This window comes from Sphingomonas floccifaciens (assembly GCF_042681125.1).
GTDB lineage: Bacteria > Pseudomonadota > Alphaproteobacteria > Sphingomonadales > Sphingomonadaceae > Sphingomonas > Sphingomonas floccifaciens.
This window is the reverse complement of the sequence record NZ_JBHUFC010000019.1, coordinates 45,307-59,519: the sequence shown is the minus strand read 5'-3', so window position 1 is coordinate 59,519 and position 14,213 is coordinate 45,307. Positions and strand designations below refer to the sequence as shown.

The 14,213-nt window shown below is 68.0% G+C and carries 20 protein-coding genes; all 20 read left to right on the top strand.

Going from position 1 to position 14,213, the window contains the following annotated elements; translation table 11 throughout:
* Positions 1–6: 6 nt before the first annotated feature.
* The 20 genes from ACFSC3_RS17680 to ACFSC3_RS17585 all read left to right on the top strand — a co-directional run bounded on the left by ACFSC3_RS17680 (position 7) and on the right by ACFSC3_RS17585 (position 14,043).
* On the top strand, positions 7–1,212 hold the full coding sequence (locus tag ACFSC3_RS17680) for a helicase HerA domain-containing protein (protein WP_010408937.1): 1,206 nt from the start codon (positions 7–9) through the stop codon (positions 1,210–1,212).
* Positions 1,209–2,483, top strand: coding sequence for a hypothetical protein (locus tag ACFSC3_RS17675; protein WP_024310654.1), 1,275 nt, complete (start codon positions 1,209–1,211; stop codon positions 2,481–2,483). Before ACFSC3_RS17680 ends, ACFSC3_RS17675 begins: the two co-directional genes overlap by 4 nt.
* A complete protein-coding gene (locus ACFSC3_RS17670) occupies positions 2,480–2,665 on the top strand; it encodes a hypothetical protein (protein ID WP_024310655.1) in 186 nt (61 codons plus the stop codon). The genes ACFSC3_RS17675 and ACFSC3_RS17670 overlap by 4 nt, the downstream gene beginning before the upstream one ends.
* Before the next feature lie 93 nt (positions 2,666–2,758).
* Complete coding sequence (locus tag ACFSC3_RS17665) at positions 2,759–4,456, top strand: ATP-binding protein (RefSeq protein WP_062126492.1); 1,698 nt, start codon at positions 2,759–2,761, stop codon at positions 4,454–4,456.
* A 1-nt stretch (position 4,457) separates the two neighbouring features.
* Positions 4,458–4,652, top strand: coding sequence for a hypothetical protein (locus ACFSC3_RS17660; RefSeq protein WP_062126497.1), 195 nt, complete (start codon positions 4,458–4,460; stop codon positions 4,650–4,652).
* Positions 4,649–5,614, top strand: coding sequence for a hypothetical protein (locus ACFSC3_RS17655; RefSeq protein WP_062126500.1), 966 nt, complete (start codon positions 4,649–4,651; stop codon positions 5,612–5,614). The genes ACFSC3_RS17660 and ACFSC3_RS17655 overlap by 4 nt, the downstream gene beginning before the upstream one ends.
* A 43-nt stretch (positions 5,615–5,657) precedes the next feature.
* The gene (locus ACFSC3_RS17650) at positions 5,658–6,017 is read left to right on the top strand and encodes a DUF3768 domain-containing protein (protein WP_062126565.1); all 360 of its coding nucleotides are present in this window, start codon (positions 5,658–5,660) and stop codon (positions 6,015–6,017) included.
* 50 nt (positions 6,018–6,067) lie between these two features.
* Positions 6,068–7,072 (top strand): deazapurine DNA modification protein DpdA family protein, encoded by a 1,005-nt coding sequence (locus tag ACFSC3_RS17645; RefSeq protein ID WP_062126503.1) that lies wholly within the window; start codon positions 6,068–6,070, stop codon positions 7,070–7,072.
* Between the two features lie 11 nt (positions 7,073–7,083).
* Positions 7,084–7,890 (top strand): Mom family adenine methylcarbamoylation protein, encoded by an 807-nt coding sequence (locus ACFSC3_RS17640; protein WP_062126506.1) that lies wholly within the window; start codon positions 7,084–7,086, stop codon positions 7,888–7,890.
* A 77-nt stretch (positions 7,891–7,967) separates the two neighbouring features.
* The gene (locus ACFSC3_RS17635; RefSeq protein ID WP_010409087.1) at positions 7,968–8,261 is read left to right on the top strand and encodes a hypothetical protein; all 294 of its coding nucleotides are present in this window, start codon (positions 7,968–7,970) and stop codon (positions 8,259–8,261) included.
* A 16-nt stretch (positions 8,262–8,277) separates the two neighbouring features.
* Positions 8,278–8,592 carry a hypothetical protein gene (locus ACFSC3_RS17630; protein ID WP_010409090.1) on the top strand — a complete coding sequence of 105 codons (315 nt, stop codon included), beginning with the start codon at positions 8,278–8,280 and terminating at the stop codon, positions 8,590–8,592.
* Between the two features lie 64 nt (positions 8,593–8,656).
* Positions 8,657–9,166 (top strand): hypothetical protein, encoded by a 510-nt coding sequence (locus ACFSC3_RS17625; RefSeq protein WP_010409093.1) that lies wholly within the window; start codon positions 8,657–8,659, stop codon positions 9,164–9,166.
* Positions 9,167–9,210: 44 nt separating this feature from the next.
* On the top strand, positions 9,211–9,927 hold the full coding sequence (locus ACFSC3_RS17620; RefSeq protein WP_062126508.1) for a hypothetical protein: 717 nt from the start codon (positions 9,211–9,213) through the stop codon (positions 9,925–9,927).
* Positions 9,928–9,933: 6 nt separating this feature from the next.
* Positions 9,934–11,055, top strand: a complete 1,122-nt coding sequence (locus tag ACFSC3_RS17615) for a phosphoadenosine phosphosulfate reductase domain-containing protein (protein ID WP_010409098.1) — start codon at positions 9,934–9,936, stop codon at positions 11,053–11,055.
* Positions 11,056–11,077: 22 nt separating this feature from the next.
* Positions 11,078–11,626 carry a hypothetical protein gene (locus ACFSC3_RS17610; RefSeq protein WP_035386550.1) on the top strand — a complete coding sequence of 183 codons (549 nt, stop codon included), beginning with the start codon at positions 11,078–11,080 and terminating at the stop codon, positions 11,624–11,626.
* Positions 11,623–11,817 carry a hypothetical protein gene (locus tag ACFSC3_RS17605; protein ID WP_010409103.1) on the top strand — a complete coding sequence of 65 codons (195 nt, stop codon included), beginning with the start codon at positions 11,623–11,625 and terminating at the stop codon, positions 11,815–11,817. Before ACFSC3_RS17610 ends, ACFSC3_RS17605 begins: the two co-directional genes overlap by 4 nt.
* 72 nt (positions 11,818–11,889) lie before the next feature.
* On the top strand, positions 11,890–12,174 hold the full coding sequence (locus tag ACFSC3_RS17600; protein ID WP_066675310.1) for a hypothetical protein: 285 nt from the start codon (positions 11,890–11,892) through the stop codon (positions 12,172–12,174).
* A gap of 22 nt (positions 12,175–12,196) precedes the next feature.
* Positions 12,197–12,715 (top strand): hypothetical protein, encoded by a 519-nt coding sequence (locus tag ACFSC3_RS17595; protein ID WP_010409110.1) that lies wholly within the window; start codon positions 12,197–12,199, stop codon positions 12,713–12,715.
* A gap of 113 nt (positions 12,716–12,828) precedes the next feature.
* A complete protein-coding gene (locus tag ACFSC3_RS17590) occupies positions 12,829–13,356 on the top strand; it encodes a hypothetical protein (RefSeq protein WP_033967159.1) in 528 nt (175 codons plus the stop codon).
* 165 nt (positions 13,357–13,521) lie between these two features.
* The gene (locus tag ACFSC3_RS17585; RefSeq protein WP_033967161.1) at positions 13,522–14,043 is read left to right on the top strand and encodes a DUF736 domain-containing protein; all 522 of its coding nucleotides are present in this window, start codon (positions 13,522–13,524) and stop codon (positions 14,041–14,043) included.
* The last annotated feature ends 170 nt before the right edge of the window (positions 14,044–14,213 follow it).

The window sequence follows — 14,213 nt, the reverse complement described above, 5'->3', positions numbered from 1 at the left end:
CACGCCATGACCTGTGTCACCCCGATTCGCGCGCCCGAGGCCGCGGACAATCGCGTACCGCTCGGCCATCATTCGACCGGCACGCTCAGCCTCGACCTCGATCGCCTGCTTGCCGGACGCCTGCTCATCCAGGGCAGCTCCGGGGCGGGCAAGAGCAGGACCTTGCGCCGGATCATCGAGGAGGCGTTCGACTATACGACGCTTGCGATCGTCGACCCCGAGGGGGAATTCGAGAACCTCGCCCGCCATATCGGCGCGACCACGATCCGCGCGGTCGAACTCACCGCCGACGGGCTGACGGCCGCGGCGACGCGCAGCCGGCGACATCGGCTGTCGATGCACATCGACCTCACCGACCTCGATCCCGACCAGCGGATCATCAAGGCAGCCGCGTTCTTTGCCGGCCTGGTCGGCGCACCGCGCGAGGACTGGGCGCATACCATGCTGGTGTGCATCGACGAGGGCCATCTGCTCGCACCGCATGTCGCCGGTTCCGCGCTCGATGCCGATGCCCGCCGGCTCGGCGTCGCCACCCTGACCGACCTGTGCGCGCGCGGCCGCAAGCGCGGTCTCGCCCCCGTCATCGCCACCCAGCGCCTCGCGAAGCTCTCCACCTCGGTCGTGTCCGAGCTGCAGAACGTGCTGGTCGGGCTCAACGTCTTCGACCGCGACATCGCGCGCGCGGCCGACCTGCTCGGCTTTCCCGCGCGTGACGCCGACCTGCTGCGCAACCTCGCCCCCGGCGATTTCTTCGCGATGGGTCCGGCGCTGTCGGCAACCCCGGTGCTGGCGCATATCGATCCCACCATCACCGAACATCTCGGCAAGACCCCGGAACTGCGTGCCGCCGCGTCCGTCGATGCCGACGAGGCGGCGAAGCTGCTCGATCTCGCGGGCCTGGCCGAGGTCGCGGACCACGGCCCCGCCATCGCCCTCAAGGGCACGCGCGCGCTCGACGCGTTCCTGCTCGATCCCGCTGCGACCGACGCGGCCGCGATCATGGACGCGCTGAAGCGCATCTCCCCCAACGCCAGCACCGCGCGCGACCTCGCACGGCACCTGTCGCTCGACGCCGAGCGCACCGACCGCGCGCTCAACCTCCTGTCGGCGATCGCCGCGGTCGACACCATGCCCAAGGGCGACGACCGCATCGCCCGCCTGCATGCACGGCTGCGCGCGCGGCTGAGCGACGTCGCCGTGGTGTCGCTGTGACCGACCTCGCGCCCGATATCGTCGAGCTGGTCGCGTGTCCGAAGCTGCCCGAGCCGTGCGGGCGCCTGCGCGAGATGCCGTTCCGGCACGATGCCTGGACCCCCGACGAGATCGCCACGGTCGAACGCATGTTCTGCGACGACGCTGCGATCGACGACATCGTCGCCGCGCTCGGTCGCGGCCGCGCCGGCGTGCGCGACAAGATCGCCAAACTGGGCCTGCGCCGCAATTCGTCGCGTCCGTGGTCGACCGACGAAGACGCATGGCTCACCCGCGAATATGGCCTTCGCCCCACGGCCGATCTCGCTGGAGATCTCGGCCGCGCCTGCACCAGCGTCTATGCCCGCGCGGGCGTGCTCGGGCTGACCGAAGGAAATCCTCCAAAATGGAGCGACTGGGAGGATGCCCAGCTGCGCGCCGGCTACGCGCAGGCGATCCCGATCGCACAGATCGCCACGCTGATCGGACGCCCGCTGTCCGGCACCGCGACCCGTGCCAACGCGCTCGGTTTGCGCCATCCCAACAAGCCCGCTGACTGGACCGAGGCCGAGGCGACGCGGGCGCTGACGCTGGCCGGGGAGGGGCTTCGTTATATCGCGATCATCGACATTCTCGCCACAGAGGGCTTTCCGCGCAGGACCAAGGCTGGCTTCGGGCCGCACCTGCGCAAGCTCGGCTATGGCCGGGGATGGGGCCGCAACTGGACCCCTGACGAAGACACACTGCTCATCCGCGCCTATGCCGACGGGGCAAGCCTGACCCCGCTCACGACCAGGCTCGGCCGCACGAAATGCTCTATCCGCTGGCGCGCCGACTATCTCGGGTTGCGCGGCACACATGCCAACCGCGACGGGTTCCGGGGCGGGCCGGTGTGGAGCGACAATGATCTGGAAAGGCTGCGCGACCTTTACGGCACGATGCCGATGGACGCCCTGGCGACGAAGATGGGTCGCACCAAGGCTTCGCTGTTCACGCGCGCGAACATCCTCGGCCTTGTCCACGGCTATCACCGGAAATGGACCGAAGAGGAGATCCGGGCGCTGCGCATCGCGCACGACTTCGGCGTCGCGCTGCCTGATGTTGCGGCAGCGATCGGCCGCAAATATCCAGCGGTCCACAAATATGCCGAAAAGCACGAGCTTCGCTTCTCGCGTCGCCCGCGCCGCGCAGCCCCCTGGACGCTCGCCGAAATTATCGCGCTCGATCCTTCGGGAACGGGCGTCACCGACCATGTTGCCATCCCCGGCACAATCGATGAGGAAAAGCCATGACGCCGCTTCGCCTCGCCCGCGATATCGCAACCGGCGCGCCGATCGACCGCGACACCCGGCGTGCCCGCCTCCTCGCGGCGCGGCGCTATGCGATCAACTCGGTCCCGCGTCGCGGTATCCTCAGCGGTCACTGGGACGCGGGCACCGTGGTCGGCGCGTTCCGCGACGGCAAGGCAGGCTGACCAGGGCTCGGCCCGATGCGCCGATGAAGGAGAGAGGGAGCGGGGAGGGAAGGCGTGACGGACGCCTGAGCCCTTTTCCAGGAGCGCACTCCCATGATTCCCGCCACCATCGCGACCGCGGTCGCCCCCGAGACGATCGCCAAGGTCACGCGCCTGTTCAACAATACCGCGTTCGACGTCATCTGCGAACTCCTCCAGAACGCGCGCCGCGCCGGTGCGACCGGCGTCGCGCTCGCGCTGAACGGCGCCGGCGCCGAGCACTTCCTGCACATCACCGATGACGGCCACGGCATCGCCGATCCGGTGAGCATCGTCACGCTCGGCCGCTCGGGCTGGTCCGACGAGACGCGCCGCGCCGAAGATCCCGCCGGCATGGGCGTGTTCAGCCTCGCAGGCCGCGACGTCATCATCCGCTCCTTCTCGAAACCCGACCGCCAGGGCTGGATGGCGCATATCCCGGCCTCGGCGTGGGAGACGAGCCGCCCGATCGCGATCGAACCCGATCCGATCATGCGCGGCACCGCGATCACCGTGCGCGTGCCCGACGAGTGGCTGAAGACGCTCGAGCGCGACGTGGCCCGCGCCGCCAAACATTATCCGGTTCCCGTGACCTGGAACGGCGCGGTCCTTCCGCAGGAGGACTGGCTGAAGGACGCGGTCCATGTCGAGGAATGGTACGGCGTGCGCATCGGCGTGTTCCAGAAACACCCCTCGCATTATTCCTCGCGCGACGGACGCCTCAACTTCCACGGGCTGACCATCCCGTGCGACCTGCCGTATGTTCAGGAAGTCGACCGGGGCGGCCACTGGATCGCGCGGGTCGACATCTTCGACGCGCCGCAAATCCAGCTCGTCCTCCCGGCGCGCAAGGAAGTGGTCGAGAACACCGGCATCGCCGCCCTGCGCGATGCGGTCCGGCTCGCGATCTACCGCGCGATCGAGGCCGCGGGGACGCACCGGCTGTCGGCGCATGACTGGCGCGAGGCGCGCTCGCTCGGTATCGCACTACCCGAAGCCGAGCCCTATCTGTTCGCATGGACCGCCTATGCGGCCGACAGCTCGCGCAACTACGAGAGCGGCGCACGCGTGACCGACACCGGCATGGTGCTGATGCCCGACTTCGATGCGCTGATCGGCCAACCCGCGCAGGCGGCGATCGCGAAGCATAATCCGTTCGGTGGTCCGCTGGTCGAGGCCCAGGACGCGTTCAAGGGCTATGGCTGGTACGATATCCTCGCCCGTGTCGAGGATATGCGGTTCCGCGTCACCCAGGGCGACCGCACCTTCATCGTCTCCGACAGCCGCGAAGCCCCCGCCGAGGCGGAAAACGGTTGGGTCGAGGCTATCACGCTCGAGGCGACGATGAGCCACGCCGGCGCATTCATCGAGGTATCGACCGACGCGGATGTCGCCTTCGCACCCGACCAATGGTCGTGCAACTCGGTCGACGAGACGTCCGTCTTCGTCCGCCGGGGCAGCGAAATCACCGCGCTCGGCGTCGCCGACATCCTCGAAAGCGCGATCTTCTATGCCAGCGACGACAGCGATGCCGACAGCTACGATACGCAGCTCGAGCGCTTCCAGGCCGATGCCGCCGAACGAATCATCGGCCTGCTCGAAGGCGACGATGCCGCGCTTGAGAACCGCATTCGCGACAAGCTGGCGGGGCATTATTTCCTCGTCCCCGAGGACCGGACGGTCACCGTCGTCATCAATCGCGACCGGCTCGACGTGACGATCACGCCCCGCGCGGTTCCCGCCGCGCCCAAGGCCGCGGCGGAGGACGCGTGACATGGCGCGCTACAACCACGCCTACACGCTCGCCTTCAGCCTCGTCTCGAACGACGACAAGGGCCACGACGTCGATGCGCGCCAGCTGAAGGCGGCGCTGCTCGCACGGATCGAGAATCTCGACGAGGAGGGTAGCTGGATCGAGTCTGCCGGTGCGCCCTATGACACCTATCTAGAACCGGAGGAGGCGCCATGACCGGCGCGCCAGTTCCGGTCGTGCCGCTGGCGCCGCCGCCACCAGTGGTGCTGGCCTACGGCATCGGCGTCGACAGCACCGCGCTGCTGATCGAGAAGCACGCGCGCGGCGAAGCGCCTGACCTCGTGCTGACCGCCGATACCTCGGTCGAGAAACCGGCGACCTACGAATATCTCGACGTGATCCGGCCCTGGATGCGCGACCGCGGTATCCGTTTCGAGCTGGTCAGCTATGTCCCGAAGCGATTCAAGCACTGGCCGCCCTATTACGGCATCCTCGAGATGTGCCTGACCAATGCCACGCTGCCGAGCAAGTCGCTCGGCGGGTCGAGTTGCAGCCTCAAATACAAGAAGGCGCCGCAGGACAAATTCCTGTCGACCTGGCAACCAGCGGTCGACGCTTGGGCGCGCGGGCAGCGCGTCGTTCGCCTGATCGGCTATGACGCCGGACCGCGCGACACCGCGCGCGCCAACCATGCGCTGTCGATCGACGATCCGCTGTACGACTGCGAGTACCCCTTGCGCGAATGGCGATGGGACCGGCCCGACTGCGTCGCCCGCATCCAGGCCGAGGGTCTGCCGGTGCCACCCAAATCGGCGTGCTGGCTGTGCATCGCCAACCATCCGAGCGAAATCCGCGGCCTCCCGCAATGGTGCCTGCGACTCATCGTGCTGGTCGAGGCACGCGCCGCCCCGCGACTGCACACGGTCGAGGGCCTGTGGCGCAGATCGACCCGCGCGCGCCCGGGATCGATGACCGCCTTCATCCGCGACGAGCACCTCCTGCCGGCTGACGAGATCGACCGGATCATCCGCGATGCGCCGCTCGACCTCATCCGGTTCCAGGATGTCGCGGCCGTCATCCCGCTCGGCGAGCGCCCGACGATGGGCGACTGGCTCGACCGCTTCCATGCGGCCTTTCCCGAACGAGGCCGGGGACGAAGCGACGCGCTCGCCGCCTGAAGTCCCCGCCACCATCGCTATCGACCAAACGGAGGATCATCACATGATTTCGACCGCCACCGAAACGCGCCTCGAAGCCGTGGCCAGGCTCAACGACCGTTGCCGCCAGGGGTTCGACCGCACCGCGAAGATCGTCATGACGCGCGCGTGCCTCGGCGCGCTGTCGAACGGCACGCTCGCCTCGGAAGCCGTCGCCCAGGCGCATGTCCTGCAGGCGCTGCGCCGCTACACTTTCCCCGCCGACTGTCCCGAGCGCGATCGCGGCCAGTTCGAGCTGTCAGGCGAGACGATACACTTCCGTATCGATTATTATGACGTGGCGCTGGAATGGGGATCGGAAGACCCCGCCGACGCCAGCATCACGCGCCGTGTTCTCACGCTCATGCTGCGCGAGGATCTGTGATGCGTATTGTCGGAATGGCCGACAGCTATCAGCTAGCTGGCCGCTAGACGATGACGATCGAGATCATCCTCGGCCTGCCGCATCTCGCAAACGGGCCTATCCTTCAGCGCGCGGTCGCGCTGCAAGCACCGGTGCTGATCTCGGCCAATTGTCTGTCGCGCTGGCGCAAGGCCGATGGCTGGCGCGAGTGGTCGGGATGGCGCACCGGAACGCTCGCCAACGCGCGACCGCTCGCCAGCGTCGACCTCGATTCCGCCGGTTACACCATGATGGTCCGCTATGGCGGGCTTCCCTGGAGCATCGCCGATTACATGGCGCTCGCCGCGTCATGGCCGTTCCGACGCATCTCGTCGGTCGATTACTGCTGCGAAGAGGGCGTTGCCCACGACCGCGAGGAAGTGCTCGACCGCATCGCGCGCACCACCGCCACCAACCGAGAATGCTTTGCCCGCGCCGACGACTTGGCCATCCGCGACCGGCTGATGCCCGTGCTGCAGGGCCGCGTGCCCGACGACTACGTCCGTTCACACGACGCGATCGGCGGTCTGATCCTGCCCGGCACCGTCGTCGGCATCGGCAGCATGTGCCGGCGACCGATCCACGGTCCCGAAGGGCTGATCGCCGTCGTCGAGCGGCTGACCCGCATCCTGCCGATCGGCGTCAAGGCGCACCTCTTCGGGGTGAAAGGCGATGCCCTGCCGTACCTCACGCCGTTCGCACGCTGGATCGCCTCGATAGACAGCCAGGGATGGGGCGTAGGCGTGCGACAGCACGCGCTCAGGCATCGCATCGCCAAGACCGACGCGCTCGGCGCCGACTTCATGGAACGCTGGTATCGCACGCAATGCGCGCGAACGCTCGAAACACCGCGACACCTGCCCGAGGCCGCGGCGTCTGCTCCACCGCCACCAACCGCCGACCCCTGGGAACGCGCGATCGCGCAGGCTCGCGCCGAGATCCGCGCCCTGATCGAGAGCGGCGATCTCGATCACGATGAGATCACCACCGGATGGATCGAGACCTGGGCGGCCGAGATCTACGCCGACGCGGCCTGACGGAGGTAACCATGCTCACCGACCGCTCCCAGCGCTGGCGCGACCGGCGCAGCTTGTTCGTTGCCGGCGACAGCGTGATCGACCCGCGCCGCTACGCCGTCGATGTCGTCGCCCATGATACTGCCCGCGCATTCCTCGCCGACCATCATTACCTCCCGCGCTATCCCGCCGCCCAGCTCGCCTGCGGGCTGTTCGGTCCGGGCGACCCGGGCAGATCCACGTTGGTCGGTCTCATCGTGTTCGGCGTGCCGGCGACCGGCGCGGTCATCACCCGGCACACCGGCTATGCCGATCCCGCTCGGGGCTGCGTACTGCAACGGCTCATCTGCCTGCCCTCGGTCGCCGCGAACGGCGAAAGCTTCTTCACGTCGCGCGCCTTCCGCCTCCTGCGCCTCGCCAAGCCCCGGATCGACGCTGTCGTCAGCTTCTCCGATCCCGCCTTCGGCCATTGCGGCGTCGTCTATGCCGCGCTGTCGGGCGCCTATCGCGGCCGCACGAGGCCGCGGACGGTGCTGCGCATCGCCGGCGAGACGATCTCGGAGAGAACGCTGTCGAAGATCCGCAACCTCGAATCCGGCCATGCCGGGGCGATCGACCAGCTGGTGCGGCTCGGTGCGCCGAGGCCGGAGGCGCACGAACACCCCGCCGACTGGCTCGCGCGGCTCCGTGCCGACAATCTGCTCCGCCCGCACCGGCAAAGCCCGCTATTCACCTATTGCTTCGAGCTGACGCGCGACGCCCGGCGCACCGCGCGCGATCTGCCCCGGCTTGCCTATCCGCGCCGGAGCGACGCGATCCGCGAAATCCTCGCGGCATGATCCCCGCGCCAGCGGCGCGAGGGAAGGGGAGCGGGAGCGGGCGGCATGTCACCGACATGCCGGAAGGAGCACCGCCCGTGGATATCCATCTCGCCATCGCCAGCGTCCAGGCCGACGCTGCCCGCATCGCGCGCTACACCGATCGACGCGACCGTTTCCTCGATGCGCTGGACTGGTCCGCGCTCGACGAACAGACCGCGCGCGAGGCCGCGATGCTCGACGATCTGCTCGCCGGCGATCTCGCCGACGCCGCGCTCTACATCCTCTGGCTGGAAGAACGCCTCGCCAGCGGCGAAACCGATGTTCCAGGCGTTCTTCGCTTCTACCCGCACCCGCGCCCCTGGCACGGCGAGTGGATCTCGCTGCACTGACCCTGAAAGGATCGCCATGAGCCGCCACCAGTTTCCCGGTATCGAACCCGGCACCAGCGTCAGCATCGGGTGGGACCGCCCGCTTGGCACCTTCTTCGTCCAGGTGCTGCGCCCGCACCCGCATCTCACGGGTGAGGACGAAACCGTCGCATGGCATGGCGCGCACCCCGGCGAGCTGACCACAGCGGCCGCCGCGGTCACCATCGCCTCACGCTGGGCCGATCTTCCCGCCGATCTCGCGATCACGCTCGAGACCGACCGGCTGATGACCCTCGGCCAGTCCGATGGCGAGGCGCAGATCGCCATCAAGCGCCGCTTCTTCGGCGACTGAGTACCCGACAAGAAAGGGGAGGGGGATGGGGCGCGTCGATCAATGACGATCGACGGAGAGCCCCATGCCATATTTTATCGATCTCGGTGCCGGTCCCGCCGAGGAGGATTGCGCGCAACTCGGCCAGTCGCCCAACTTCGACAGCCTCAACCGCCTCGAAATCGCGGTCTACAAGTCCGCGCTGATCGCACGCTACGGCCCGCCGCCCCCGGGATGCCGCCTCGCCGGCCTGTCCAACCGACACGATTTCGGTCGCTATGTCGAACTCGTCCTCCATATCGAGAACGAGCTCGACGAGGCCGTCGCCGACTATGCGACACGCGTCGAGGAGGGACTCGCCACCTGGCGCGAGGCGGGCTTCACCGCGCCGGTCGAGTATAACGGCGAGACGCCCACCATCGTCCATGCCGATCCGGCCGATGCCGTCATCAGCGCGCTGCTGATTACCCGGCCCGGGCCGAACGGTCTTTTCCCGATCCCGGATTTCGCGGTCCTGCACGGCAATCTCACGCAGGCTTACCCCGCCGAGGCCGCGGCCGCCAACGCGCGTCTCGCCGAGGCCGCGGACGCCTGAGCGCGACCGCACAGAGCGATTTCCCATCATTTCGGAGCATTCCCATGGCGAACACCTACACCAAGGCCGCGTTCACGCTGACCATGAGCCACGCCGACGCGGCGTTGCTAACCATTGCCGAACAGGCAGTCGATATCCTCGACACCAACGGCGACGATGCCGACCTCGCCCACGAATATGACGCGCTCGATCCCGCGTTTCACGCCGTGTTCCCGGCGAAGGGGCCGATGAAGTTCGAAAGCTTCCTCGAGATATTCGACGATTGGCATTTCCCTTATCTCGACTGCGCGATCGACATCGACTGGAAAGGCGAAGACGGGAACGCGCGCGTATTCTTCAGCGGCGATCAATTCGGCGTCGAACAGGTCGCCCAGCTCATCTTCCGCGCTTGCAAGTCCGCGCTCCCCTGCGGGTTCGCATGGATCTCCGACTGCGACCGGCTGCGCCCCGGCGAGTTCGGAAGCGGCTGCGTCATCATTACCGACGCGGGGCTGACGTTCCACAGCACCCAGGACATCCTCGATCGCGCCGCGCGCAGCGCCGCAGCCGATCCCGACACCCATGGTCACGAGGGTCGCTTCGGTTTCGTGCTCGCCTCGCGCGACCAGGACGGCCACGCCGTCTTCTGGAACAACGACGACGGCTTCGGGGCACTCGCCAGCGCGACCGTGTTCTCGAAAGCCGAGGCCCGCGCACACGATCCGGTCATCGCCAACGACGAACCCGAGTGGCTGGCGCTGCCAGCGCCGCTCGCGGCCTGAACGGCCATGTTCATCGACATCGGACGCGGCCTGGTCGCCGGCCTTCCGGCCCTCGCCCTGCCGCCCGCCATCCTCGACGCGGTCGAACGCGGCGCATGGATCGTCTTCAACCTCTCGGGCGGCAAGGACAGCTCGGCCGCGATGTTCGCGGTCAACCTGATCCTCGATGCGCTCGGCCATCCGCGCGAGCGGCGTATCGCCATTCACGCCGACCTCGGCCGTGCCGAATGGGACGAAACGCCCGCGACGGTCGAGGATCTCGCGGCCCACGCCGGCGTCCCGCTGACGATCGTCCGGCGCAACGCCGGCGACCTGTTCGACCGCTGGGCCACGCGCTTTGCCAACGGCAAGGCGCGCTACGAGGCACTCGAAACCTATAATCTGATCGGTCCCTGGTCATCCTCGGCGCTGCGCTTCTGCACCTCAGAGATGAAGGCCCATGTCATCGGGCCGCACCTCGCCAGACTGCTGCGCGGCCAGACTATCATCAACGTGCTGGGACTGCGCCGCGACGAGAGCATCGCTCGGTCACGCACACCCGAATGGAAAGCAGACGCGCGCTACGCCGCTGCCGGCAATCCGCACGGCACCGCGATGATGCTGTGGAACCCGATCGCGCACTGGACGACACCACAGGTCTTCGCCGCGCACGATACGCTCGGCATCCCGCTGCACGTCGCCTACACCTGTTACCAGTCGTCACGACTGTCGTGCCGCTTTTGCGTCCTTCAATCGCTCGGCGACGCCCAGGCATCGGCTTCGGCACCGGCGAACCGTCCCGCGCTGCTCCACCTGGTCGGCCTCGAGGCGACCTCAACCTTCTCGTTCCAGCCCGCACGCTGGCTCGCCGACGTCGCACCGCGTCACATACCGGGTAATTTGAGGAACCGGATTTCCCTCGCCAAGGCCGATGCCGCCGAGCGGCGACGGCTCGAAGCCGCGATGCCGCCCGACCTGCGCTACGTCAAAGGCTGGCCGCCGCGCATTCCCACCATCGAGGAGGCCGGCATCATCGCCGCGTCCCGCGCACCGATCCTCTCGCGGCACGGTCTCGCCGATCTCTATCCCAATGCCGGCGCGGTGCGAGACCGCTTTTCCGACCTGATCGCGCTGAAGCGTGCCGCCTGATCCAGAGCAAGGAGCTTTCATCATGCCCGATATCACCGATCTCCCCGTCATGACGCGCGCCGACGCGATCGCCGCGGGCTTCGCCGGCTACAACGACGTGCCGCACAAACCAATCGACGTGCCCGACGGCGCGTTCACGATCACGGCGAAGACCAGCGAGGGTCGCCGCGTCACCTTCTGCTTTCTCGAATCCACTTATGGTGGCCCGCCCCGCTTCATCGACATCCAGTTCCACGACCGCGGCACCACGATCCCCAACGCCGATAACGGGGTATCACCCACCTTCAACGCGTTCGCGATCACGCGTGGCGGCAAGTTCGTCGCCGACAGTCGACCGCTCGACGAAGAGATCAAGCCCTCGATCCTCGTGCTGATGCTCGACAAGGCCGGGGAAGAACCCGCGCGATCCGCGACCAACCCGGCGCCGATGTCGGACATTGACCTCGCTGCGCTGCTGACACGCGCGGCCGAAGTCGTGGCTGCGCCCGACAGCCGGATCGCGTCGCATCGCAACACGCTTGCCGGCCAGCTCATCGCCGAGGCCGCGATCAGGCGGGCGCGCCCGTCATGACCACCCCCTCGCGCAGCGACGGGATGCACGTCGCCCATACCGCAACGGGCTGGGTCGTGTTCGACAACAGCTTGTCACACCCCTCTCGCCTCTCGGGCGCCTATCCGTCGCGCGCCGCGGCGACCGCCCGCAAGCGGGCGCTCGCGCGTGCGCTGCGCCACCAGCGTCCCGACGAAGCACCGGACGTCTGAGGAAGGGGAAGGGGGACCGGCTGTTATGAACCGGGAGGATCATCCGACCCGGTGACAACCGGAGCTGACCCCATGCGCAGCATCCTCGCCTTCTACGAAATCGACCGTGCCTGGGGCGGCCCCGAGGAAGGGGGATGGTGGTACGACACCGGCACCTTCGTCCGCGTGATCGCCCTCCATTACCACGACGAGGCCGCGGTCGCGGCGATGCGCCGCGCCAACCGGCTGCTCGAGCGCCTGCAGCGGCATCGCCCGCCGGTGGATTCGGCTGCCTACACCGGCGGACGCTTCCGCGCCTTCAGCTTCTCCGGCCTCCCGCCCACGCGGTTTCCCGCACGTCGCCCGGAATATTCCTGACCCAGCAGAAAGGGACCAGCCCATGTATCGCGTCCATTATTTCGACACCAGCGAAGCCGCGCATGACGCCTGTCTCGATGACGGTCCCTGCATCGAGGAAGGCGACGTTCTCGCCATCCTGTCGGAGGGCGTCATCGGTCTCGCCTCGACCGATCCGATCGCCGTCACCCTCGACCCCGGCGCACTGCGCATCGTCCGCCCGATGGCGATGGACGTGCTGCTAGCAGAACTCGTCCACGGCGCCTCCCAGATCCGCCGCGCGGTCGCGACCGCCCTCCTGCACCATTTGCCCGTGCAGCCCCATTTCCTCGCCTTCGTCGCGCCGGCGCTGCCCTATCCCTATCCGCAGACCGTCGTCGCGCTCTCGTTCGACGATATCATGCTGACGATCGATGCGATCCACCACCGTATCACGGCGCTCGAACGCCGGTTGGGGACACTCGAATCCGACAGCGCGCACGCCTTCTTCCTGCAACGCTCGATCGATCATCTGTCGGCCGCCCGGAAGCGCCTCATGCGACATCCGCGACCGCCTCGCTGAACGGCACGGCATCGCCTCGCGACGATGCCGGCACCGGCTGCGCCGGAAGGAGAGAGGGACCGGATCGGCATCCTGGACATGGGGTCCGGGCATTTTGCCGAAAGGTCACGATCATGTGCATCGATCCCAACGCCGAGCCCGTCGCCTTCGCGCTCGACACCAAACTCTGCCACCTCCTGCCCACGCTGACCGAGCCGCACCGCGAAGCCATCGCCCAGGATCTCGCGCGCACCGCCATCTTCATGGCGACCGCAATGGCGGCCGACATGGCGCAGGACGCGGTGAACGGCCTCGTGCCGATCCCGAAGATGCCGACGCTCGGCAAGCCGCCCGCACCCGCGCTGGTCCCACAGGCGCAAACGCCGCGCGATACCGTGCTGCTGACCCCCGCGGTCGCGCCCGTCGTCACGATCAAGGCCAAAACGACCGACGTCACCGTCGCCGGCTTCGACCAGCGTCAAGGCTACACGTTCGGGATCGACAACAAGTCCGACCGGCTGATCGACATCCGCCACGCCGGCAAATGCTGGTGCATCGATCCGAGCGACGAGGCGACCGACGTCGTCAGCCGCGCGATCGGCGCGCTCGCCGCGGCGCACGCCGATATCGGCACCGCGCTCACCGACCAGCTCGCCCACTGAGCACCGACATCGTCCGCCTGCCGCACGATCCACCGTCCGCGTGAAGACGCGGTCGGTGAGGGGCGCTCATCGCGCCCTGCCCGGCCGAAGGGCCGGGGAGGGGAGGAGGATTGAAGATCGGTGTCGAGGACATGGGGTCCAGCACGACATCACAGGAGACACGTCATGAACATCGGTCAGATCAAGCAGAACGACGCGGGCATTTTCATGGGCCGCATTTCCACCCTCGCCGTCGCGATGACGATCGCGCTCAAGCCGGTCCAGTCGTCCAACCCGCGCGCGCCGCGCTACGAGATCCACGCGCTCACCCCGGGCCGGACGTGGGTGCAGGTCGGGGCGTTCTTCGAACTCACCTCGAACAACACCGGCGAGGCGTTCCTGAACGGCCGCATCGACGATCCGTCGCTCGCCGCGCCGCTGCAGGTCTCGGCCTTCCGCCAGGACGACGGCTCGTACAACGTCGTGTGGCAGCGCGCCCAGAAGCGCCGCGATGTCGGTGCCGCGCTCGGCGTCAAGGCGGATGACGATCTGTCGCCGCCGTTCGGCGCCGATGGCGGCCCGGTCGGCAACGGCCCCGATCACGATGCGGGCACCACCGACAACGGCCTGGGCGAAACCACCGCCCCGGTCGAGGAGCCGGTCGGCAAGGGCCGCGGTCGCCGCCAGCGCGTCGCCGAGGACGCCTGATCCACCCCCGGTGCCGTGCACTCCCTCACGGCACCGCATGGCGCACGGGCGCGCCCCCTTTCGCTCCCGCACGCCGAAACTCGGGGCAACGCCGGCACACGGCGTCGCCCTTTTTTTGCTTCATGGGCTCCAGTCCCGATTCAACACCGTATCGGATCGATAATTTAGCT